Source organism: Hoeflea sp. Naph1, assembly GCF_046837775.1.
In the GTDB taxonomy this organism is placed as follows: Bacteria; Pseudomonadota; Alphaproteobacteria; order Rhizobiales; family Rhizobiaceae; genus Hoeflea.
Window position 1 is genome coordinate 3,034,628 of record NZ_CP177286.1, and the last position, 21,088, is coordinate 3,055,715.

Sequence of the window (21,088 nt, forward strand, 5' to 3'; positions counted from 1 at the left end):
GCGCATGAACAACGAAGCCACTTGGAACGAGTTTGAACAGGCCGAACGGCTGTCAACGGAAAACCTGTCCGCCTACCTGCGCGGGTTGCCGGCAAAAGCCAAGATGGCTTTGCGCGGCCTCTTGCACATGGGCCATGGCCGTCTGTCGATCCGCATGCCGGATGGACGCTGGGTGCTGATCGAGGGCCACACAGCGGGGCCCGAAGCCGCGCTGATCCTGCACAACTGGAATCTGGCGCACAGGGCGCTGACCGGCGGCACCATCGGCGTTGCCGAATCTTACATCGATGGCGATTGGGAAAGCCCCGACGTCACCGCTTTTCTAGAGTTGTTTCTGGTCAATGTCGAAGTCGGCGACACGCTCGCCGGCGGCGCCCGTGGTCTTGCCCGGCTGGTTGAGATGGTTCGCCACTGGCTGCGCTCCAACACCCGCACTCAGGCCAAGAAGAACATCTCGGCCCACTACGATCTGGGAAATGAATTTTACAGCAAATGGCTCGACGAGACGATGACCTACTCGTCGGCGCTCTACTGTACCGGCGCCAATGACCTTGCTTCGGCCCAGACAGCGAAATACCGCGCACTGGCTGAAGCGGTCGGGCTCAAGGCTGGTGATCATGTGCTTGAAATTGGCTGTGGCTGGGGTGGATTCGCAGAATTCGCTGCACGCGAGATTGGCTGCCGCGTCTCCGGGCTGACCATTTCCAACGAGCAACTGGCCTTTGCCCGCAAACGCATCGACAAGGCCGGATTGGCCGACAAGGTCGACCTGCGGTTTCAGGACTACCGCGACGAAACCGGTTCCTATGATGCGGTGGTCTCGATTGAAATGTTCGAGGCCGTGGGCGAGAAATACTGGCCTGGCTATTTCGCCAAGGTACGGCAATGCCTCAAACCCGGCGGTCGCGCCGGATTGCAGATCATCACCATCAAGCCCGAGGCTTACCAGACCTACCGCGCCAATCCCGATTTCATCCAGCGCTATGTGTTTCCGGGCGGCATGCTGCCAACTGAGACCCACCTGACCTCGCTTGGCCAGGCTGCCGGTCTCGACATGATCGACCACCGCGCCTTCGGCCCCGATTATGGGCGCACGCTGGCTGAATGGCGGCAACGGTTCTGGGATGCCTGGGAAGAAATCCAGCCACTTGGGTTCGATACCCGCTTCAAGCGGCTCTGGGAATTCTACATGTATTACTGCGAAGCCGGCTTCCGCTCTGGCCACATCAATGTGCGCCAGGTGGTCTACAGCTAGAAACACCCACACACTTCACCCGCACCAGCATGTAATCGCCGAGTGCGGGTGAACCATCTGCACGCTGCCCCCGTAAACACAGGCACCGAGGCGTCAGGCCAACCCCGGCTCAACCCTGGCCTAACCCTGGCATTGACCAACAATCAGGTGAACCTGTGGATACCAGACTGCCGGACTCGTCGCGCCGCCCGCCAGTACTGGCACGCGGCCAGATCATCGCCTACGCCCTGCCCGCCATTCCGCTGGCGGCGCTGACGCTGCCACTTTATGTGCTGGTTCCGACTTTCTACACCGAAACCCTTGGCCTATCGCTCGCTTCGGTCGGCTTTGCGCTTTTGCTGGTGCGCCTTTTCGATGCAGTCAACGATCCTTTGATTGGCTGGGCTGCGGACCGGTTCCGGCCCCGTTTCGGTCGCCGCCGCACGCTGTTTGCACTGAGCCTGCCGTTGACGGCCGTTTCAACACTGATGCTGTTCTGGCCACCCGCCGGCGTCACGACCGCCTGGCTCGTCGCATGGGGGCTAATGCTGTCGCTCGGCTATACCGCGGCGCTGATCCCGTTTTCAGCCTGGGGGGCGGAACTGGCCACCGATTACCATGGCCGCGCCCGCATTGCCGGCTGGCGCGAGGCGCTGACGCTGGTCGGCACGCTGGTCGCCATTGCCCTGCCCTTTGCCATCGGCTTTGACCAGACCGCCAACGCCCAGCCCGGTGGACTGCACGGTCTCGCGGTACTCGGCATTGTCGTGTTCGCAGCGCTGCCACTGCTGGGCGCAATCGCGGTAATCTTCACACCCGAACCGTCCGAACACTCGCGCACCCGGCTTGACCTTCGCACCAGCCTCGCACATCTGGCCCGCAACCAGCCGTTTGTTCGGCTGATCGCTGCCTTTTTCCTCAATGGCCTCGCCAATGGCATTCCCGCCACGCTGTTTTTATATTTCGTCTCAGAACGGCTCGGCCTGCCCGACGCGCGCGGACCGCTGCTGTTTCTCTATTTCCTCTGCGCCATCGCCGGTGTGCCCTTCGCCACTTGGGCTGCGCGCCGTTTTGGCAAGCACCGCGCCTGGTGCTACGCCATGCTCGCCGCGTGCCTGGCCTTCGCACCGGCGCCGCTACTTGGCGAAGGAAACCTCCTGGGCTTCGCGCTGATCTGTGTTGTCACCGGCTTGCTGCTGGGGTTTGATCTGGTACTGCCGCCGGCAATCCAGGCCGATGTCATCGACGTCGATACGGCGGACTCCGGCGAACAGCGCTCCGGCGCCTATTTCGCGGCCTGGAGTCTCGCCACCAAACTTTCGCTTGCCGGCGGCGTCGGCATTGTCTTTCCGTTGCTTGCCGGATTTGGCTTCGATCCATCGTCCAATGTTGGATCAGTGCAAGGCCTGACCGCCTTGGCCATCGCCTATGCCTGGGCGCCGATCGCCGCCAAGCTCGCCGCCATCGCCTTGATGTGGAATTTCCCGCTCGACGAGGCCGCCCAAATAGAACTTAGAAACCGCATTGAGACCACTTGATCAGGCCGTCTGCAACGGCCGCTTCTTCCAGCCAGTCGCCGCATTCATCAGCCAGAAATAGGCGGGATAGGGCAGAAATTGCAGCGCCTTGAGAACGAAGGTGAAGCGGCGCGGAAAGGTGATCTCGAAGGCGCTGGATTTCAGCCCCCGGGCAATCCGGTTGGCCGCCTCTTCAGGCTGCAAGAGCGCAGGCATGGCAAAGGCGTTGTCTTCGGTGGCAGGTGTGTCGACAAAGCCCGGATTGATCACCTGGATATGGACGCCGAGCTTGTCGAGATCGAATTTCAGGCTTTCGGCCATGTTGATCAGCGCCGCCTTGGTCGCGCCATAAGCTGCACTGGTCGGCATACCGCCATAGCCGGTAACGGAGGAAACAATCGCCAGTTGCCCGCGCCGCCGCGTTTTCATGCGTGCGAGAGCAGGCACCAGGCCATTGACGACGCCGGACAGATTGACCGCGAAGCTCGTGTCGAAATCCGCGACCTTCAACTGTTCGCCGTAAACCGGCAGGTAGACACCGGCATTGAACACGGCGAGCGCAAGACCGCCTCGATGCGCGTCGATCCGTTCAACGATCGCAGCCATCTCGTTGGCGCGGGTCACATCGCCCGGCGCGGCAATAACCCGTCCCTTGAGCCCGCTGGCATCGCGCTCGAGTTCAGCCAGTTGGTCGACGCTGCGCGCGGTGGCAAACACCACAAACCCCTCGCTCGCCAATGTGAGCGCCAGCGATCGACCGATGCCGCTTGAGGCGCCGGTAATCCAGACAGCTCCGTCTGCTGGTTTGGCGATGTATTGGGTCATACGTTTCTCCAAGCGGGCAATCTGCACCTTGATACGTTGCAGGCGGCGGCCCGGTTCAGGAGGTTTGCAAAATACCGCCGGGCTTAGCCGATAAGATCACCGATCATCTGCCGGAACGAGCCAGTCAGCTTCAGGGGCGCATCCATTACCGCAAGCCCGATGCAGGGCCGCTCGGGGTCAGCGCAAGGGCGATGATCAACCGAATCGTCGGCCACCGAAATATCACCGCGGCCATAGTGACCGCGTGAATCTGAAAATGCGCCGTCGAGCACCAGAGACAATTCGCTGCCCTCATGGGTATGCGCCGGCACGGTACGGCCCGGCTTGATCCAGAACAGATTGACGTGACAGCCGTCGATGTCGCCAAGATCATATTCGCGGTAACCCGGCAAGCGTGTCCGCCACGGCACATCACCAGCGTCAAAGCCGATGAAATCGCGCAACACCTGCGGAAACACCATTGCATCGGGTTTCGGCGCAGCGGCAACGGTCTCCGACGCCTGTGATTCTATGATCGCGGCAAGCATCGCGTCGCGGTCCGACAGCGCGGCGGGATCGATCTCCATCAGCGCCTGCCCCGCCATCGCCTCGAGATTGGCGACCCTGACCCGGTTTTCAGGTTTGAGTACAAGATGCGCTTCAACCAGCACCCGCGCCGGTGCCGGAAGCGTACCGGCGACATAGCGCGCCAGCAGCGAATCGATCGTATCAATGTGTTCACGCACCATGCGTCGTCAGCTTCCTGTCGGTTCAGGAGATTGTCATCCACCCTTCGGCGCAATCAGCCCAGGCTGTCAAATCCAAGTGTCACTTTCTACGCGTGACCCTGCATTCCGGATCACTGGAACATATGATTTCCCATTTTTGCGGGTTTGAGGCAAATAATCCCTTGTGGCATGCGCGCACAGCGGCTGTTTTCTTGCAACAAGGCCCTTGAGGAGCCAGAACAGGCTGCTTAACCTTCGACCGCCCGGGTGATGCATATGTCTGGGTGACACACAAATGACAGGAATTACCATGCCCCCGCTTGATTCTGTTCTCGACGCCATCGGCAACACTCCGCTTATCCGGCTCAAAGCAGCCTCGGAAGCCACCGGCTGCACCATTCTGGGCAAGGCAGAATTCCTCAATCCGGGTCAATCGGTCAAGGATCGGGCAGCGCTGGAGATCATCCGCGACGCCGAATCGAAGGGACAACTGCGGCCCGGCGGCACCATTGTCGAGGGAACCGCCGGCAATACCGGCATCGGACTGGCGCTGGTCGCGCGCGCACTTGGCTACAATACCGTCATCGTCATTCCCGAAACCCAGAGCCAGGAAAAGAAGGACGCGCTGCGTCTGCTTGGCGCAGAACTGGTCGAGGTGCCCGCGGCGCCCTACCGCAACCCCAACAATTATGTCCGGTTGTCTGGACGGCTGGCCGAGCAGATTGCCAAATCCGATCCCAACGGCGCGATATGGGCCAACCAGTTCGACAATGTCGCCAACCGTCAGGCCCACGTCAAAACCACGGCGCCGGAAATCTGGAATGATACGAATGGCAAGGTTGATGGCTTTATCTGCGCTGTCGGTTCCGGCGGCACGCTCGCCGGCGTTGCCGAAGGCCTGCGCGGCTTCTCGGCCGATATCAAGATCGGGCTTGCCGATCCCGATGGCGCGGCGCTGCACAGTTTCTACACCACAGGCGAGCTCAAATCCGCAGGCGGGTCGATCACCGAAGGCATCGGCCAGGGGCGGATTACCGCCAACCTGGAAGGCTTCAAGCCCGATTATTCCTACAATATTCCCGATTCCGAAGCCATTCCGCTGGTCTTCGACCTGCTCGCACACGAAGGCCTCTGCCTCGGCGGCTCATCCGGCATAAACATCGCCGGCGCCATCCGCATGGCCCGCGACATGGGGCCAGGCCACACCATCGTCACCGTACTTTGCGACTACGGCAACCGCTACCAGTCGAAGCTGTTCAATCCCGAATTCCTGACTTCCAAGGATCTGCCGGTTCCTGAATGGATGTCCCGCAAGAGCAATTTTTCGATCCCCTTCATAAGTGAATGACCACCATGAAACCGCTTTTTCTCGAAGATGCCTATCTGTCCACAGCCGAAGCGGAGGTGGCCGGCATTCGCGAGGATGGCGGGATCGTGCTTGACCAGACCTGCTTTTACGCAACGTCAGGTGGTCAACCCGGAGACACCGGTTTTCTCGAGCGTGAAAACGGCGACAAGATTGTCATCGCCGGTACCGTTACCAGCGAGACCAAGGCCGAGATCATCCACATTCCGGCGCCCGACCAGGCAGTGCCAGAGATTGACGAAAAACTGGTGATGCATATCGACTGGGATCGGCGCTACAGGCTGATGCAGATGCACACGGCCTGCCACCTGCTCTCGGTCATCTGCCCCTACCCGATCACCGGTGCTTCCGTCAGCGAGACCGACAGCCGCGTCGATTTCGACATGTCCGACACCATCGACAAGGCCGAAGTCACCGCCAGATTGATGGAACTGGTCAACGCCAACCATCCGATCTTCACCCGCTGGATCGCCGAAGCTGATCTTGATGCCAACCCGTCACTGATCAAGTCCAAGAACGTCCGGCCGCCGCGTGGCCAGGGCCAGATCCGGTTGGTTTGTATCGGCGAGGATTCCAGCATCGACAGCCAGCCCTGTGGCGGCACCCATGTTGGCGAGACCGCCGAAGTGGGCGAAATCCACATCGGGAAGATCGAGAAAAAGGGCAAGGAAAACCGCCGCTTCCGAATCCGTTTCGGCCCGGCGCCTGCCTGACCGGGAGCTCGCTGCGTTGCAGTTCGGTGCCGGTAAATCGCTCCTTTAACCCGGTCTTAACACCCGGAGCGTAACGGTTGGGTGTTGGCCAATGGCGGCGCGCGTTTTGCGATTACCTTTGGCGGCACACATGCATGCCAACGAGGCATGCAGCAAACATTGCAGAGCGAGCTGATGCCTTCCATTCAAGCCAGTGCCTATCCCGTCTCTGTATTGGTGCCCACCCTTGTGCCACCGCGCACGGAAAACAACGCATCAAACGACAACAACACCAAGAGCACGACGGCTAAACTTGGCGGGATCACGTCCTCCGACGCCAGACTTACCGTATCAGATCGCGTCGGCGCATTCCTGGCAACCGAACAGACCGAGAAAACCGACGCAGGCCGCGCCAATCGCCCACCGCCACCACCACCCGGTGGCGGACCTCGCCCCGATGGCGCATCTGCTGGCGGAAGCCAGGCAGTGGACGAAAGCGAAACTGCGCTGTTGTTGCTGGAAACGGATGAAACTGAAACGGACGAAACCGAAGAAGAAGACAGCGATTCGGTTGAGGACACGACATCACAGATCATCTCGATCCTGTTTGACGACGCCCAGACCTATCAGCCCTCGTCGCTTTACTGACACGGTCCGAGCCGAGCCGAACAAAACCCGGTCTAGTTTCCGGACAATCTCCTTTTGAAACACGTTCCTCCGCATTGCCGTGCGCCACGCTCATCGCATACCATGCGCCGCGGCGCCCGCATCTGCACCCAACTGCCCGCCCGCAAATGAGGACCTTTCCATGACTGCTGCTGCCGAGACCAGCCCCTTCGTCGTTTCCTTCGACTGGCTTGAACAACGCCTCGGCTCGCCCGGGCTCAAGATTGTCGATGCCTCCTGGTACCTGCCGGCGCAAAACCGCGATCCCCGGGCTGAATTTGCAGTCGGTCGCATTCCAGGCGCGGTATTTTTCGATCAGGACGCGGTCGTCAAACCGGGTTCCAGCCTGCCGCACACCTTACCCAGCACCGATGATTTCGCCCACGTCGCAACTTCGCTGGGACTGTCACAAACCGATACCATCGTCGTCTATGACGGCCCCGGCATGTTCTCAGCGCCTCGGGTCTGGTGGATGTTGCGCCTCTTCGGCGCTGACAAGGTCTATGTGCTTGATGGCGGTTTCGATGCCTGGAAGACGGAAGGGCGACCGGTCGAAACCGGCGCGGCGGCCTCACCAGAGCCGGGTCAGTTTGTTGCGTCATTCAACGCGCAGGCGGTCACGGGTTTTGAAGCCATGCGTACGATCGTCGACGACCAGTCGCTGCAGATCGCCGATGCCCGTGGTCCCGGCCGCTTCACCGGTGTGGAAGCCGAACCCCGCGCAGGCATGCGTTCCGGTCACATGCCGGGCGCCCGCAACGTCCCGTTCACGATCCTGTCCAATGGTGGAAAGCTGAAGCCGCTCAGCGAGTTGCGCGAAATTCTTGAATCAACGGGTCTCGACCTCGATCAACCAGTCGTCACCACCTGCGGCTCCGGCGTTACCGCCGCCGTCATCACCCTGGCGCTGCAATCGGTCGGCCACCGCGACAACATGCTTTATGACGGATCCTGGTCCGAATGGGGCGGCCGCGACGACACCGCCATTGTCACGGGAGACGCGTGAGATGGCAAAAGCCGCGAAACCGCGTTCGCTCAAGGCCACAGTCACCCATCTGGAAATGACAAGGCGGCCGCGCATGACGCTGCCGCTGCCGGTCAATCTGCACGCCACCTTGATACGGGCGACAGACATACCGCTCCATTTTTATCGCTACCTGCATTGGCAAGTCGGCCGTGAATGGCATTGGGTCAGCCGTCTGCGGATGAGCAACGCGCAATTGGACAAGATCGTTCACGCCAAGACCACCCGGATCTACGTGCTCAGCGTGGATGGCGCACCAGCCGGGTTCTTCGAGCTATCCGACATTTTTGATGCGACGGTGGAGCTTGTTTATTTCGGACTGATGGACCACGTCCGCAGGCGTGGGCTCGGCGAATGGATGTTGGGACAGGCGCTGTTGACGGCATGGTCGTCCACCCCCGCCCGCGTGATCGTGTCAACCAACACGCTTGATCATCCTGCCGCCTTGCCGCTTTATCAGAAGCTGGGTTTTGAGCCGGTGAGCCAGAATGAGGCCATCATACGCCCGCTCGCCGATGCTGAAATTCTCGCCATTGTGAAGGGAAGCGATCAACCTGAAGGCTGAAATCGGGTGGAGGTAAAATCAGGGGGCAATTACTGGTGACTGCGCGACAATTTACGGAGCGCCGTCATGAACATTCGCTTTGTAGCCCTTAACACCACCCTCGCACGCGATCTGCAACGCGGCGGCAAAGACGCCAATGGCCAGATCCCGCAACGCGCCACATCAGATGGTGGCACCATTCCCTGCCGCCACTGTCTCACCCCCCGTGGGCAAGGGCGAAGATTACCTTATTCTGGCCCACCGACCGTTTCCCGAGGCTCAGCCTTTTGCTGAAACAGGCCCGATCTTCCTCCATGCCAAAGAATGCAGCCGCGCAATCGCTTCCGGCAAGCCGGCGCCGATGTTTCAACTAGGCGGCTCGTACATTCTCAGGGGATACAGCCAAAACCACTGGATCAATTATGACGCTGCCGAAGTGGTAACGCCGGAGAAGCTGACAGAAACCGCCCGGCGGCTGCTCTCCCGCAACGATGTGGCCTACGTCCATATGCGCTCATCCAAAATGAACTGCTATCAGTGCCGCATCGAGCGCGTCTGATGAAAAGACCTGCAGGATTGGCTCTCCCGCAGGCTTCCAATGGTTGAAACTCTGCCGCAACAAATATCGCCTCAGGCGACCCTGAGCGCCTGATCGGGATCAGCCAGCGCGTAGCCTAGTGCATCGGCGACGGGACGGCTGGTGATGCGGCCCTTGTGTACGTTCAGCCCGGCGCGCAGATGACGGTCTTCCGCAATCGCCTTCAGCCCGTTGTCAGCCAGCATCAGCCCGTAATGCAGCGTCGCATTGTTGAGCGCATGCGTCGACGTGATTGGCACCGCGCCCGGCATATTTGCGACGCAGTAATGGATCACGCCATCAACCTCGAAGGTTGGATCGGCATGGGTTGTGGCGTGCGATGTCTCGAAACAGCCACCTTGGTCGATGGCAACATCGACAATCACAGCGCCCCTCTTCATGCCCGACAGCATATCGCGGGTGACCAGTTTGGGAGCAGCGGCCCCCGGGATCAGTACGGCGCCAACCACCATGTCAGCCGAGAACACTTCCTCCTCAAGCGCATCGATGGTCGAATATCGAGTATGCACCCGCCCATTGAACATATCATCGAGCTGACGCAGGCGCGGCAGCGACCGATCAAGAATACTCACATCCGCGCCTAGGCCGACGGCCATCCTGGCCGAATTGTGACCTACCACCCCGCCGCCGATTATCGTGATTTTAGCCGGAAGCACCCCCGGAACCCCGCCCAACAGGATACCGCGCCCGCCATTGGCCTTCTGCAACGATGTCGCACCGGCCTGAATTGCCAGCCGCCCGGCCACTTCCGACATCGGCGCCAACAGCGGCAGGCCGCCACGATCATCAGTCACCGTTTCATAGGCCACCGCCGTGCAGCCCGAAGCCAGAAGACCCTTGGTCTGTTCGGGGTCGGGCGCCAGATGCAGGTAGGTGTAGAGCAGTTGACCGTCGCGCAGCTGCGCCCATTCGGAAGGCTGCGGCTCCTTGACCTTCACGATCATGTCGGCGCGCGCGAACACATCCTTGGCGCTGTCGACGACTTTGGCACCAGCTGCCTGGTAAGCCGCGTCATCCGCGCCGATGCCGATGCCTGCCATGCTCTCAATGATCACCTCATGACCATGCGCCACGTATTCACGCACGGCACCAGGTGTCAGGCCGACACGATATTCATGATTCTTGATTTCCTTGGGGCAACCTACACGCATTGACGTCTCCTCCGGGAGATTGACCGGCAATTTGGACGCCGGCGGAAGTTTCAATGCAGCCTATTCAATCATTTCCCGGCCGAGATGTCCTTGCAAGTTTCGCCTGAGCAGAGCACGCATCTAGAATATTCTTGCGTAAAATTGCACAAATATCGTATATTCTACGAATGATCGACCTGGATGCCATTGATATTGCCATTTTGAGTGCACTTCAAGCAGAGGGACGTATCTCAAATTCGGCCCTTGCCGAACGTGTTGGCCTGTCGGCATCCGCCTGTTCCCGGCGGCTCGACATTCTCGAACGGACCGGTGTCATCAAGGGCTACCATGCCCGCGTGTCGCACAAGGCACTCGATTACCGGATGATTGCCATCGTCCATATTTCGCTCTCCGGCCAGTTCGCCAAGACCCTGGCGGAGTTCGAGGCCGCGGTTAAACTCTGCCCCAATGTGCTGGTCTGCTATCTGATGAGCGGGGAATATGACTATGTCCTTCGGATCGCCGCCCACGACCTCGAGGATTACGAAAGGATCCACCGCGACTGGCTCTCGGCCCTGCCCCATGTGGTCAAGATCAATTCCAGCTTTGCCCTGCGCGAGGTTATCGACCGCCCGAATGTCGGGTTGAATTGAATACATGAGTATTTTAATCATGTTATTATTCGCATGATCTGATAGAGACGCTCCACACTTGGAAAATCAGGAACCAGATCATGGCACGACCCGAACCTCGCAAACTTGAAGTTGTCGGCAAGACGCAGGTAACCTCCAACATGCTGCGCATTACCCTTGGCGGGCCCGGATTTGCCGGTTTCCCCGAGGAGCAGGCCAGCGCCTATATCAAGCTGCGGTTACCTGATCCCGGGACCGGCAGGGATGCTGTCCGCACCTATACTGTGCGCAGCCAGCGTGCGGGTGAGATCGACGTGGATTTCGCGTTGCATGAAGATTGCGGCCCGGCAACCCTGTGGGCTCTCAACAGCAAAATCGGTGACAGCATCATGGTTGGCGGACCGGGACCGCGCAAACTGGTTCACCCTGATGCCGATTGGTACCTGCTGGTCGGGGACATGACCGCGCTGCCGGCGATATCCGGCAACATTGAATTGCTGCCAAAAGCAGCCAAGGGCATGGCCGTGATCGAAGTCGTGGAGCACGCAGATATCCAGACGATCGCAAAACCAAGTGGTTTTCGCATCGAGTGGCTAATCAACCCTCACCCTGGCGAAGCCAGCGAGGGGTTGGTGGAACGGGTCAAGACCCTTGATTGGCCGGAAGGCGAGCCGTCTGTCTGGGCGGCGTGCGAATTTTCCGCCATGCGGCAGTTGCGAGACTATTTCCGCACTGAGCGCGGCCTCGATTCAGGCAATCTATATATTTCAAGCTACTGGAAAAACGGCAGCAACGAAGACTCCCACAAGATCGCCAAGCGCGAGGATGCAACCGCGATGGCATGAATAATCGATTGGCACAGACAAGATCGACCGCCGAACCATTCGGCGGCCGATCATTATCAGGTTATGATGCTCGGCGTTTCATGCATGGATCTGAAAACGCGGCAGCACCAAGACCTGTGCACTTACATCCAGTAAGGCGGCTGGCCATAGTGGGCATAGAGCCGTTCCTGGGTGGAATGTGACCAGTCATAGTCGGAATCGCGGTTATACTTCGGCGCGCCTTCGACCTGCTCCTTGGTAATATCTGCGCGATATCCGCCAAGCTTCTCATCATAGCGCAGTTTCTCCCATGGCAGCGGATAGTGATCGTCGCCGATGCCAAAGAAGCCACCGAAGCTGAGTACGGCATAGGACACTTTGCCGTCGAGCTTTCCAATCATGACTTTCTCGATGGAGCCGATATGCTCCCCGGTGCGATCATAGACTTCGGTTCCGGCAACCTTGTCGCTGCCGATCAGGGAGACATTTTCCTTTGTGATGCTCGTCATCTCGTAATCCTTTCGGTTGGGAGACGCCGGACGGCGCTCTGTCTGGAATGCGTTGATCAACAGCGCGGCAGGCTGTTGGGTCGTTGGACCGGCATTTCCGACTGGCGGAGCCAGCGGGGAAAGCCGTGCCTGAACAACGCTTTCGACTCGCGCCCGTTCCAAATTCTATTGAGATTTTTTCGCGGCGAGCGCGCCCCGTTACTGCCGCAATTCGGGGCTGATCGTGCCGCATCACGACTGCGCTTCCTGTATGCAGAAATCAGCTCGAAACCGGTTCGCCGCCATTGGGATGCAGCACCTGCCCGGTGATGTAGCTCGAATCTGTGCAGGCCAGAAACAGGTAGAAAGGGGCCACCTCATTGGGTTGACCCGGCCGTGGCAAGCGCGGAGAGACGGATTTCTCCGAGCTCAAGGGCACATCACGGTAGATATTTGACAGCATGAGCGAGAAAGAAATCGACGAGATGGCCTCGACTTTACGAAAGCATCTGCCTGAGCACGCGCCCGAAGACTAGGGCCATCGGTCTTCAGGCGCTGCCGGAATTTGTCACGGGTTACGGAAACAGCGCCGCACCCTGCTCATCTATGATCTGGCGTGCCTTGCGGATCGTGATCGGCACAACATCATCGCGGCTGGAAAACACATCAGCGCGAACAAACTTGTGCTCTCTTGCCTCATCTCCCTCGCCCATGACGATGCGGCCGGCAAGACGCCATTGCCCACCCTCGGCCATCGGCTCTGCATAGATTCGAAAATCCTTGTAGACCTCGGGCTCGTTGGCCGCTTCCGGCGTGGCTGGCGCGGAACCGCTGCCAAACATGTTGCGGATGCTGTCAAGAATTCCGGCCATCTCTCACTCCTCGAACTGGTTCTGCTGTGTCGCGGCTGCGGTCCGCCACTCCTGCTTGCCGTCACGGCTGTCTTTATTCGGTTGCGCAACCGTCATGTCGGGATCACACTCTCAGACTGTGCCCTCTCGGCGAAGCGGCCGAAACGGATGTCATGTTGACGTGCCTCAATGCCCCACGCGGATCACAAGGCACCCTTTCTAGATCAAAGGTGAGGAGAAAGTCCATGAAAGACCAACGTATTCTCGACATGCTGCACCCGATATCGCGGCGCTCACTGCTCAGCGGTATTGCGGCAACCGGCGCCCTTGTCATGGTTCATCCGTTCACCGCGCGGGCTGCTGCCAACCAGGCGCATTTGCGGATCATGGAAACCACCGACCTGCATGTTCACGTCTTCCCCTATGATTATTATGGCGACAAACCCAACGACACGATGGGCCTGGCCCGCACGGCGTCGATCATCGACCAGAACCGTGCCGAAGCGCGCAATTCGATCCTGATAGACAATGGCGATTTTCTGCAGGGAAACCCGATGGGCGACTATGTCGCCTATGAGCGCGGCATGAAGGATGGCGACCTGCATCCGATCATCGCTGCCATGAACGTGCTGGGCTATGATTGCGGCACGCTGGGCAATCACGAGTTCAACTATGGCCTCGACTACATGTTCAAGGTCATGGCCGGCGCAAATTTCCCGATGGTCTGCGCCAACGTCACCCAGGGGTCGCTTGCCACCAATCCGCGCGACGATGATCTGTTCTTGAAACCCTACATCATCCTCGAGCGCACCATCACCGATGGCGCCGGCGCCGAGCATCCGATCAGGATCGGCTTGATCGGCTTCGTGCCGCCGCAGATCATGACCTGGGATGCGCGTCATCTAACCGGCAAGGCTGCCACGCGCGATATCGTCAAGACCGCGGAAGCCTGGGTGCCGCAAATGCGCGAGGAAGGCGCCGATCTGGTCATCGCCCTGTCGCATTCGGGCATGGGCCAGCAGGCCTGGGCCGAAAACCTTGAAAACGCCGCCATTCCACTGGCTGCCGTTGATGGAATCGACGCCATTGTCACCGGCCACAGCCATCTTGATTTCCCCGGCCCGAAATTTGCCGACATGGCCGGTGTCGACAACGCCAAGGGCACAATCTCCGGCAAGCCCGGCGTCATGGGTGGGTTCTGGGGCTCGCATCTGGGTCTGATCGATCTGATGCTCGAACGCGACGGAACCTCCTGGAAGGTGACGGGCCACAGTTCCGAAGCCCGGCCGATCTATGAACGGGTGGACCGCAAGGTCGTAGCATTGGTGCCCGACAAGCCCGAAGTGCTTGCCGCCGCCCAGGCCGACCACGATGCAACGCTTGCTTATGTGCGCACGGCGGTGGGCAAGACATCGGCGCCGCTGCATTCCTATTTCGCGCTGGTCGCCGATGACCCGTCGGTGCAGATCGTCAGCCAGGCGCAGACTTGGTACATAACCGACATGCTGTCGCAGACCGAGTGGAAGGATCTGCCGGTTCTTTCGGCCGCCGCCCCCTTCAAGGCAGGCGGGCGCGGTGGCGCCGATTACTACACCGACGTACCCTCCGGCGATATTGCCATCAAGAATGTGGCCGATCTCTATCTTTACCCCAACACGGTGCAGGCCGTTCTCATCAACGGCGCACAGGTTAAGGCCTGGCTCGAAATGTCAGCCGGCATTTTCAACCAGATCAAGGCCGGCGCGCAGGATGCCGAACTGATCAATGGCGATTTCCCGTCCTACAATTTCGACGTCATCGACGGCGTCACCTATCAGATCGATCTCACCCAGCCACCCAAATATTCTTCCAAGGGCGACCCGCTCAACCCCGATACCAACCGGATTCAAAACCTCAGCTACAAGGGTCAGGCCATTGATCCGGAACAGATATTCGTGGTCGCCACCAACAACTACCGCGGCGGCGGCGGTGGCAATTTCCCCGACATCGGTCCCGACAAGGTGATCTTCCAGGCACCGGATACCAACCGTGACGTGATCGTGCGCTATATCGTCGAGCAAGGCACGATCAACCCGACGGCGGACGCCAACTGGCGCTTTGCGCCGGTCAAGGACACCACCGTGCTGTTCTCCACCGGCCCCAGGGGAAAGGAGTTCGTCAACGACATCGAAGGTGTATCGATCGAACCGGCCGGTGAAGGCGCCGACGGTTTCGCGCTTTACCGCATCAAGCTTTAAGCAGCCCAGACAAGTCACAATCCCGACGCGACACGCGTCGGGGTTTTGCTGCAGAGATGTAAAGCATCTCTGATAAAACCACTTAGTTTAACCAGTAAATTCATCGCAGCGCCCCCAATATTGACAAGCGAATTCTTGCAAAATTCTTTAGGCCTTTAATTACGAGTATCTGCGATATTTAATGCTCACAGAACTATTGGAGGCGAACGGACATGAAGGGTTTTGTTGGCCGCGCGGCGCGCCGCGATAAAACAAGAATGCGCGCGACAATCGACTACAAGGGGCGCGAAATGCCTGGCGCAGTACTTGATCTGTCCAAGCTCGGAGCCTGCCTTTATCTCTCCACCGACATTCCGGTCGCCTATGGAAGCACGATCACTTTCAATACCAATGAAATGGGCCATCTGACCGGTGTCGTGCGCTGGGCCCGCCAATCCCGCGTCGGTATCGAACTGGACACATCATCCAACACCGAAGCCAAGGTGGAGAGTTATTTCAAACGCAACAAGAACAGCGGTACCGACTGAGCGGGATCAATCCAACCCCATTTTGCCGCTAATTCAATCGAATTCGCGTCACACTTCGATCCCGCCGACACAGGCGACTGCGCCATAGTGCCGGTATTCACCCAGTCTTAACCGAGTCCTCTGTTTGCGAGCACCATTAGCAATTTTATTACGGCATCTTGCGACAATCCCGGAGCAATGAGCCAGGGAAGAGAGCCGACATGAAGGGATTTAAAGGGCGTGCGATCCAGCGCGACAGAACACGTCTTCGAACCAAGATCGACTGCATGGGCCAAAAAACCGCTGGCTGGGTGCTCGATCTCTCGCAGCACGGCATCTGCCTGAATCTGTCACTCGACATCCCGGTCGCGATTGGTGACAAGATTACGGTGGAAACAGAAGAGATGGGGCTTCTGATCGGCACCATTCGATGGATTCGGGGAGCGCGGATCGGTGCCGAGTTGGTGCTCACATCCAACAACCGAGCCAAGGTCGAGAGCTACTACCGGATGTTCCGGGACAACCATCAGCCCGCATAGCGCCTTCACGTTCGAACCACGCAATTGAAGCCATGTCCGATTTTGGGCCCACGACATCCGAGCCAAGCATTGTTGCTAATGGCGGCCCTGGCCGATCTCGCACAGGCAATGTCAATTCGACCCGCATCACGGTGCCGTCGCTGCTCATCCATTTGCCGCTCGATCGCGTCATCCGGCCAGGCCTGCTCAAGTCGAAGACGGAAAAGTGCGGTGGCCGGCCAAATCCGTGGAAGTCACCGACAGCAACGTTCCCAACAGCCATATGATCGCCGGCGACGCGCTTTCGCCCGTCACGATCGAACTGCTGGCGGCGGAAGCAGCGCTATGAGCCCCGCACCCACCAACCGAAGCAGGCTGACAACCACAGGCGTCAGATGATCAGATTGGCAATGATCTCGTTGTCGGTAATGTCCTGGTAGCCCAGCCCGGCATCGTCGAAAGCTTTCATCAGGCTGAAGAAATTCTCGGGCGCGCGGGTCTCGATGCCGATCAGGATCGATCCGAAATTGCGCGCCGATTTCTTCAGATATTCAAACCGGGCGATATCGTCTTCAGGGCCGAGCAGCGACAGGAAATCCCGCAGCGCACCTGGGCGCTGGGCCAACCTGAGCACAAAATATTTCTTGGTGCCGGCATGGCGCATCGCCCGCTCCTTGACGTCCGGCAACCGTTCGAAATCGAAATTTCCGCCGGAAACGACCGCCACCACGCTTTTGCCCGCTAGCTTCTCCCGCCCCAACGTCTCCAGCGCCGTCAGCGACAGCGCACCCGCAGGCTCAAGCACGATGCCTTCTGTGTTGAGGATCGAGGTCATGGTCAGGCAGATGGCGTTTTCCGGAATCAGCAGCACCTGATCAGCGTCAAAGCGGGCCAGGATATCGAAGTTCACAGCGCCGATCTGCGCCACCGCGGCGCCATCGACGAAATTGTCGGTCTTCGACAGCTTGATCCGGTGCCCCGCGGCAAGGCTCTCCTTCAGGCTTGGCGCGCCGGCAGGTTCAGTCAGCACAAAGCGGTCGTTAGGCACGCGGCCGTCGAAATAGCGTGCGACACCGGCCGAAAGCCCACCGCCGCCCACCGGCAGCACGATCATGTCCGGAGTTTCCTCCGCAGGCAGTTGCGCGGAGATCTCGGCTGCCACCGTGGCCTGCCCCTCGATGATGTCGGCATGGTCAAATGGTGGCGCCATCAGTGCGTTTTCAGTGTCGGCAAACTCCAGCGCCGCCGCCAAGCAAGCGTCGAAAAAGTCGCCGGTCAGCCGGATTTCGATGAATTCGCCGCCAAACATCCGTGTCTTGTCGATCTTCTGCTGCGGCGTCGTCACCGGCATGAACACCACGCCCTTGCGGCCAAAATGCCGGCAGGCATAGGCAAACCCTTGGGCATGGTTCCCCGCCGACGCGCAGACAAACAGCGAGAGCGCCGGGTTTTCCAGCAAAGCCTTGCGGATAAAGTTGAAGGCGCCACGGATCTTGTAGGACCGGACGGGAGACAAATCCTCCCGCTTCAGCCAGATCCGCGCGCCATAGCGTGTCGACAGAAGATCATTGAGCTGCAGCGGTGTCGGCTCGAACAGCGCGCGCATTTCCGCCAGCGCCATATCGGTTTGGGTGCGGAAGCCGTCAGGTGATTGTTTTTCGGACATCAGCGGTCTATGCCATGAGAACCCGCCGGTTGCCAACCAGATCCGGTCCATCGCTTTCGATAAGAGGCACTGCGTGAACGGCCATACGATTCGATCCGCCGTGTTCATTGCATCCATGGCCGGTTTGTATCTATCCGCGGCGATGCTGATCCCCGCCGGGCTGGATTTCTATTTTGGCAACCCGGACTGGCAGGTCTTTGCCATATCGGCTTTTGTCGTTGGCTCCATCTGCCTGGCCTCTGCCGCTGCCAACCGCGGGGTCATGGCGCCCTTCTCCAAGCGGCTCGGCTTCCTCGTGGTCAATTTGTTGTGGCTCACGCTCTCGATCACCGGCGCCATCCCGTTCTATCTCTCGTCGCTCGGGTTGGACATGGCCGATGCCCTGTTCGAGTCGGTCTCCGCCGTCACCACCACCGGCGCGACCGTCATCTCAGGGCTTGATAACGTCCCGCCAGGCCTGTTGCTGTGGCGCTCGCTTCTGCAATGGATGGGCGGCATCGGCATTGTCGCGCTGGGATTGCTGGTTCTGCCATTTCTCAAGGTCGGCGGTTTTTCCGTGTTCCGCATGGAATCGTCTGACACAGCGGAAAAGCCGCTCGCCCGCTTTGCAGCGTTTATCCAGGCGTTCTTTGCCATTTACATTGGCCTGACGGTAGCCTGCACGGTGCTTTACAGCCTGCTCGGCATGAGCCAGCTTGATGCCCTCAACCACGCCATGACGACAATTGCCACCGGCGGCTTTTCAACCCATGACGCGTCTTTCGGTGCGTTCCAGTCGCCTGCCCTGATCTGGACAGCGACCTTTTTCATGGCCGTGGCCGGGCTTCCGTTCTCGGTGATGATCCTGTTTGCCGTGCGTGGCCGGCTCGACGCACTGCGCGATCCACAGATTTTGGCCTATGCGGGAATTCTGCTGGTGCTCTCCATCACCATCGCACTCAGCCTGCGGCTTGGTCAGGGCGAAGGCTTCGGCATGGCGCTGACCCACGCCGCCTTCAACGTTGTCTCGATCGTCACAACGACCGGTTTTGCCAGTTCCGATTACACACTGTGGGGGCCACTGCCGGTGGCGCTGTTCTTCATGGCCACATTCCTGGGTGGCTGTTCCGGCTCCACTGCCGGCGGTATCAAGGCCTACCGGCTGGTCATCATCGCCAGTTCGATCCGCTCCGGCCTGTTGCGGCTGATCTATCCCAACTCGGTTCGCCCGGTCCGCTACGGCAATATTGTTGTCGAACCGGACATGCAGCGCACCGTATTCCTGTTCGTCTGCGCCTATTTCGGCGTCTGGGCGCTGGGTTCGGTGGCACTGGCCGCCACCGGGCTCGATATCGAAACCGCCATATCAGGATCAATTACCGCGCTCGCCAATGTCGGCCCAGGCATAGGCCCAGTGATCGGGCCGGCAGGCAATTTTGCCTCCCTCGGCGATCCGGCCAAGATGATCCTTGTCTTCCTGATGCTTCTGGGACGGCTCGAAATTCTCGCTGTGCTGGTGCTGCTGGTGCCGGGATTCTGGCTCGACTGACGGTGCTTTTGCCCGGGCCAGACGCACTGGCACAAGCATATTTATCAGCAGACTTTAGCGGACCAGAATGGCGCGCAGATCATTGACGTTGGTTCCGGTCGGTCCGGGAACGAACAGATCTCCGAGCGCATCAAACGCCGACCACGCATCATGCCCGGCCAGACAGGCCTTGGCGTCTATCCCCGCCGCGCGCAACCGCGTCACACTGGTTGAATCGGCAAATGCGCCTGCATTATTCTCGGACCCGTCAATGCCGTCGGTATCTGCGGCAAACGCGCAGATGCCGTCCATCCCCTCGATTTCGACGGCAAGAGCCAGCAGGAATTCGCTGTTGCGACCACCGCGTCCGCCCTTGTCGCGGATCGTCACGGTGGTTTCGCCGCCTGAGAGCACTACGACCGGTTTCCTGAACGGCCGGTCCTTGAGCACGATTTCGCGGGCAATCGCCGCGTGCAGCCGTCCCACCTCGCGCGCTTCGCCCTCCATGGCGTCGGACAGGATGACCGCAGCAACCCCTTGCTGCTCGGCAGCCTGTGCAGCCGCCTCAAGAGATTGAGCGGCAGAGGCGATGACGTGAACTTCATGGCCTGCAAACCGTGCGTCCTTAGGCCCGGGCGCTGCCGCATCTTCTGACCGCAGATGCTGCATCACCGCGTCAGGCAGCTTGATGCCATAGGCCGCAATCGCCGCAAGCGCATCGTCGCTGTTGGCTGAATTGGGAACCGTGGGGCCGGAAGAAACCAGCGCCGGATCATCACCGGGAATATCCGAGACAATCAGCGAGACAACCCGCGCGGGATGTGCCGCCGCGGCAAGCCGACCGCCCTTGATTGAAGAAATATGCTTGCGCACGACATTCATCGCCGAAATCGGCGCACCAGAGGCGAGCAGCGCCTCGTTGACGGCGATCTCGTCGGCGAGCGTCAACTTGCCAGCGGGCGCGGGCAACAGCGCCGAGCCGCCGCCACACACCAGCGCAATGACGAGATCATCCTCGGTCAACCCTTCAACCGTTTCAAGCAGCCGACGCGCTGCGGCAAGGCCAGCTTCGTCAGGAACCGGGTGCGAGGCCTCCAGCACGGTAATTTTCTCGGTTGGTGCGCTATACCCATAGCGGGTCACCACCACGCCTTCGAGCGGCGCGTCCCAGCTGGCTTCCAGCGCGGCCGCCATTTGCGCCACTCCCTTGCCAGCGCCGACCACCACGGTGCGGCCCTTGGGCTTTTCCGGAAGATACTTGCGGATCGACAGCGCCGGATCGGCCGCCGCAATGGCAGCTTCAAAAAGCGCCGTAAAGAACGGCTTGTGATCAGACCCGTGTTCCAATTGATATGCCCTCTTTTGATCGCGACCGGCACTTATGCGCCCGCCTCCCAAGCCTGCAGCAGCGATCCCGGCTATACCGACAATGCACATGCTTTAACAAGCCATTCCGGTTTGCCGGCGCATCGCGGGCATACCGAAATTACCGATAAGAACCGATTGCCGCGTTCATTATCCCAAAGTTCTAGACTTGCCAAACTAATCTGCATATG

General features: G+C 59.7%; 23 protein-coding genes. 15 read left to right on the top strand and 8 right to left on the bottom strand.

The genetic code is table 11. The features are described 5' to 3' along the window. Positions 1-4: 4 nt before the first annotated feature. Together ACK6D9_RS14595 and ACK6D9_RS14600 are read left to right on the top strand one after the other, a co-directional pair. On the top strand, positions 5-1,255 hold the full coding sequence (locus tag ACK6D9_RS14595) for a class I SAM-dependent methyltransferase (RefSeq protein ID WP_412049054.1): 1,251 nt from the start codon (positions 5-7) through the stop codon (positions 1,253-1,255). 155 nt (positions 1,256-1,410) lie between these two features. Beyond that, on the top strand, positions 1,411-2,772 hold the full coding sequence (locus ACK6D9_RS14600; protein WP_412049055.1) for an MFS transporter: 1,362 nt from the start codon (positions 1,411-1,413) through the stop codon (positions 2,770-2,772). On the opposite strand, the gene ACK6D9_RS14605 is transcribed toward ACK6D9_RS14600, so the two are convergent. Then, positions 2,773-3,576, bottom strand: a complete 804-nt coding sequence (locus tag ACK6D9_RS14605; RefSeq protein ID WP_412049056.1) for an SDR family NAD(P)-dependent oxidoreductase — start codon at positions 3,574-3,576, stop codon at positions 2,773-2,775. It abuts the gene before it with no gap. 83 nt (positions 3,577-3,659) lie between these two features. Beyond that, a complete protein-coding gene (locus tag ACK6D9_RS14610; protein WP_412049057.1) occupies positions 3,660-4,304 on the bottom strand; it encodes a ChrR family anti-sigma-E factor in 645 nt (214 codons plus the stop codon). Positions 4,305-4,593: 289 nt separating this feature from the next. On the opposite strand from ACK6D9_RS14610, the gene ACK6D9_RS14615 reads away from it, so the two are divergent. The 6 genes from ACK6D9_RS14615 to ACK6D9_RS14640 all read left to right on the top strand — a co-directional run bounded on the left by ACK6D9_RS14615 (position 4,594) and on the right by ACK6D9_RS14640 (position 9,134). Beyond that, positions 4,594-5,631 carry a cysteine synthase A gene (locus ACK6D9_RS14615; RefSeq protein WP_412049058.1) on the top strand — a complete coding sequence of 346 codons (1,038 nt, stop codon included), beginning with the start codon at positions 4,594-4,596 and terminating at the stop codon, positions 5,629-5,631. A 5-nt stretch (positions 5,632-5,636) separates the two neighbouring features. Further along, positions 5,637-6,362: an alanyl-tRNA editing protein gene (locus ACK6D9_RS14620; RefSeq protein ID WP_412049059.1), complete on the top strand. Its 726-nt coding sequence runs from the start codon at positions 5,637-5,639 to the stop codon at positions 6,360-6,362. 174 nt (positions 6,363-6,536) lie between these two features. Then, positions 6,537-6,989 carry a hypothetical protein gene (locus ACK6D9_RS14625; RefSeq protein ID WP_412049060.1) on the top strand — a complete coding sequence of 151 codons (453 nt, stop codon included), beginning with the start codon at positions 6,537-6,539 and terminating at the stop codon, positions 6,987-6,989. Between the two features lie 160 nt (positions 6,990-7,149). Continuing rightward, positions 7,150-8,013 carry a 3-mercaptopyruvate sulfurtransferase gene (gene sseA / locus ACK6D9_RS14630; RefSeq protein WP_412049061.1) on the top strand — a complete coding sequence of 288 codons (864 nt, stop codon included), beginning with the start codon at positions 7,150-7,152 and terminating at the stop codon, positions 8,011-8,013. Position 8,014: 1 nt separating this feature from the next. Next, entirely contained in the window at positions 8,015-8,596 is a 582-nt protein-coding gene (locus ACK6D9_RS14635; RefSeq protein ID WP_412049062.1) for a GNAT family N-acetyltransferase, read from the top strand. Positions 8,597-8,732: 136 nt separating this feature from the next. Beyond that, a complete protein-coding gene (locus ACK6D9_RS14640) occupies positions 8,733-9,134 on the top strand; it encodes a DUF1203 domain-containing protein (protein ID WP_412049063.1) in 402 nt (133 codons plus the stop codon). A 71-nt stretch (positions 9,135-9,205) separates the two neighbouring features. Here ACK6D9_RS14640 and ald read toward each other — a convergent pair whose 3' ends face one another. Continuing rightward, positions 9,206-10,324 carry an alanine dehydrogenase gene (ald, locus tag ACK6D9_RS14645; protein WP_412049064.1) on the bottom strand — a complete coding sequence of 373 codons (1,119 nt, stop codon included), beginning with the start codon at positions 10,322-10,324 and terminating at the stop codon, positions 9,206-9,208. A gap of 167 nt (positions 10,325-10,491) precedes the next feature. Here ald and ACK6D9_RS14650 point away from each other — a divergent pair, with 167 nt between their 5' ends. Continuing rightward, a complete protein-coding gene (locus ACK6D9_RS14650) occupies positions 10,492-10,956 on the top strand; it encodes an Lrp/AsnC family transcriptional regulator (protein ID WP_412049065.1) in 465 nt (154 codons plus the stop codon). Between the two features lie 80 nt (positions 10,957-11,036). Continuing rightward, a complete protein-coding gene (locus ACK6D9_RS14655; protein ID WP_412049066.1) occupies positions 11,037-11,780 on the top strand; it encodes a siderophore-interacting protein in 744 nt (247 codons plus the stop codon). 122 nt (positions 11,781-11,902) lie between these two features. Here ACK6D9_RS14655 and ACK6D9_RS14660 read toward each other — a convergent pair whose 3' ends face one another. Continuing rightward, on the bottom strand, positions 11,903-12,268 hold the full coding sequence (locus ACK6D9_RS14660; RefSeq protein ID WP_322989766.1) for a PRC-barrel domain-containing protein: 366 nt from the start codon (positions 12,266-12,268) through the stop codon (positions 11,903-11,905). Between the two features lie 259 nt (positions 12,269-12,527). Continuing rightward, positions 12,528-12,734: an SDR family oxidoreductase gene (locus tag ACK6D9_RS14665; RefSeq protein WP_412051822.1), complete on the bottom strand. Its 207-nt coding sequence runs from the start codon at positions 12,732-12,734 to the stop codon at positions 12,528-12,530. Here ACK6D9_RS14665 and ACK6D9_RS14670 point away from each other — a divergent pair. Further along, positions 12,709-12,783, top strand: coding sequence for a DUF3008 family protein (locus ACK6D9_RS14670; RefSeq protein ID WP_412051823.1), 75 nt, complete (start codon positions 12,709-12,711; stop codon positions 12,781-12,783). The two genes, ACK6D9_RS14665 and ACK6D9_RS14670, sit on opposite strands and share 26 nt — an antisense overlap. 39 nt (positions 12,784-12,822) lie before the next feature. Here ACK6D9_RS14670 and ACK6D9_RS14675 read toward each other — a convergent pair whose 3' ends face one another. Then, entirely contained in the window at positions 12,823-13,119 is a 297-nt protein-coding gene (locus ACK6D9_RS14675; RefSeq protein WP_322989765.1) for an HlyU family transcriptional regulator, read from the bottom strand. 224 nt (positions 13,120-13,343) lie between these two features. Here ACK6D9_RS14675 and ACK6D9_RS14680 point away from each other — a divergent pair, with 224 nt between their 5' ends. From ACK6D9_RS14680 to ACK6D9_RS14690, 3 genes are all read left to right on the top strand, one after another. Further along, positions 13,344-15,335 carry a bifunctional 2',3'-cyclic-nucleotide 2'-phosphodiesterase/3'-nucleotidase gene (locus tag ACK6D9_RS14680; protein ID WP_412049067.1) on the top strand — a complete coding sequence of 664 codons (1,992 nt, stop codon included), beginning with the start codon at positions 13,344-13,346 and terminating at the stop codon, positions 15,333-15,335. Between the two features lie 212 nt (positions 15,336-15,547). Then, positions 15,548-15,862: a PilZ domain-containing protein gene (locus ACK6D9_RS14685; RefSeq protein ID WP_412049068.1), complete on the top strand. Its 315-nt coding sequence runs from the start codon at positions 15,548-15,550 to the stop codon at positions 15,860-15,862. Positions 15,863-16,062: 200 nt separating this feature from the next. After that, positions 16,063-16,380: a PilZ domain-containing protein gene (locus ACK6D9_RS14690; RefSeq protein WP_412049069.1), complete on the top strand. Its 318-nt coding sequence runs from the start codon at positions 16,063-16,065 to the stop codon at positions 16,378-16,380. Between the two features lie 370 nt (positions 16,381-16,750). On the opposite strand, the gene ilvA is transcribed toward ACK6D9_RS14690, so the two are convergent. Next, positions 16,751-18,025, bottom strand: a complete 1,275-nt coding sequence (gene ilvA / locus ACK6D9_RS14695) for a threonine ammonia-lyase IlvA (protein ID WP_412049070.1) — start codon at positions 18,023-18,025, stop codon at positions 16,751-16,753. Positions 18,026-18,098: 73 nt separating this feature from the next. Here ilvA and ACK6D9_RS14700 point away from each other — a divergent pair, with 73 nt between their 5' ends. Then, positions 18,099-19,553 carry a TrkH family potassium uptake protein gene (locus tag ACK6D9_RS14700; protein ID WP_412049071.1) on the top strand — a complete coding sequence of 485 codons (1,455 nt, stop codon included), beginning with the start codon at positions 18,099-18,101 and terminating at the stop codon, positions 19,551-19,553. 54 nt (positions 19,554-19,607) lie between these two features. On the opposite strand, the gene ACK6D9_RS14705 is transcribed toward ACK6D9_RS14700, so the two are convergent. Next, positions 19,608-20,969, bottom strand: coding sequence for a glycerate kinase (locus ACK6D9_RS14705; RefSeq protein ID WP_412049072.1), 1,362 nt, complete (start codon positions 20,967-20,969; stop codon positions 19,608-19,610). Between the last annotated feature and the right edge of the window lie 119 nt (positions 20,970-21,088).

What these genes read in the sequence shown, in the direction of transcription:
- ACK6D9_RS14680 (WP_412049067.1), top strand. Translation starts at nt 13,344, where the DNA reads ATGAAAGACCAACGTATTCTCGACATGCTGCACCCGATATCGCGGCGC.
- sseA (WP_412049061.1), top strand. Translation starts at nt 7,150, where the DNA reads ATGACTGCTGCTGCCGAGACCAGCCCCTTCGTCGTTTCCTTCGACTGG.
- ald (WP_412049064.1), bottom strand. Translation starts at nt 10,324, where the DNA reads ATGCGTGTAGGTTGCCCCAAGGAAATCAAGAATCATGAATATCGTGTC.
- ACK6D9_RS14615 (WP_412049058.1), top strand. Translation starts at nt 4,594, where the DNA reads ATGCCCCCGCTTGATTCTGTTCTCGACGCCATCGGCAACACTCCGCTT.
- ACK6D9_RS14610 (WP_412049057.1), bottom strand. Translation starts at nt 4,304, where the DNA reads ATGGTGCGTGAACACATTGATACGATCGATTCGCTGCTGGCGCGCTAT.
- ACK6D9_RS14675 (WP_322989765.1), bottom strand. Translation starts at nt 13,119, where the DNA reads ATGGCCGGAATTCTTGACAGCATCCGCAACATGTTTGGCAGCGGTTCC.
- ACK6D9_RS14640 (WP_412049063.1), top strand. Translation starts at nt 8,733, where the DNA reads ATGGCCAGATCCCGCAACGCGCCACATCAGATGGTGGCACCATTCCCT.
- ACK6D9_RS14625 (WP_412049060.1), top strand. Translation starts at nt 6,537, where the DNA reads ATGCCTTCCATTCAAGCCAGTGCCTATCCCGTCTCTGTATTGGTGCCC.
- ACK6D9_RS14595 (WP_412049054.1), top strand. Translation starts at nt 5, where the DNA reads ATGAACAACGAAGCCACTTGGAACGAGTTTGAACAGGCCGAACGGCTG.
- ACK6D9_RS14635 (WP_412049062.1), top strand. Translation starts at nt 8,015, where the DNA reads ATGGCAAAAGCCGCGAAACCGCGTTCGCTCAAGGCCACAGTCACCCAT.
- ACK6D9_RS14685 (WP_412049068.1), top strand. Translation starts at nt 15,548, where the DNA reads ATGAAGGGTTTTGTTGGCCGCGCGGCGCGCCGCGATAAAACAAGAATG.
- ACK6D9_RS14655 (WP_412049066.1), top strand. Translation starts at nt 11,037, where the DNA reads ATGGCACGACCCGAACCTCGCAAACTTGAAGTTGTCGGCAAGACGCAG.
- ilvA (WP_412049070.1), bottom strand. Translation starts at nt 18,025, where the DNA reads ATGTCCGAAAAACAATCACCTGACGGCTTCCGCACCCAAACCGATATG.
- ACK6D9_RS14705 (WP_412049072.1), bottom strand. Translation starts at nt 20,969, where the DNA reads ATGTGCATTGTCGGTATAGCCGGGATCGCTGCTGCAGGCTTGGGAGGC.
- ACK6D9_RS14620 (WP_412049059.1), top strand. Translation starts at nt 5,637, where the DNA reads ATGAAACCGCTTTTTCTCGAAGATGCCTATCTGTCCACAGCCGAAGCG.
- ACK6D9_RS14690 (WP_412049069.1), top strand. Translation starts at nt 16,063, where the DNA reads ATGAAGGGATTTAAAGGGCGTGCGATCCAGCGCGACAGAACACGTCTT.
- ACK6D9_RS14650 (WP_412049065.1), top strand. Translation starts at nt 10,492, where the DNA reads ATGATCGACCTGGATGCCATTGATATTGCCATTTTGAGTGCACTTCAA.
- ACK6D9_RS14660 (WP_322989766.1), bottom strand. Translation starts at nt 12,268, where the DNA reads ATGACGAGCATCACAAAGGAAAATGTCTCCCTGATCGGCAGCGACAAG.
- ACK6D9_RS14605 (WP_412049056.1), bottom strand. Translation starts at nt 3,576, where the DNA reads ATGACCCAATACATCGCCAAACCAGCAGACGGAGCTGTCTGGATTACC.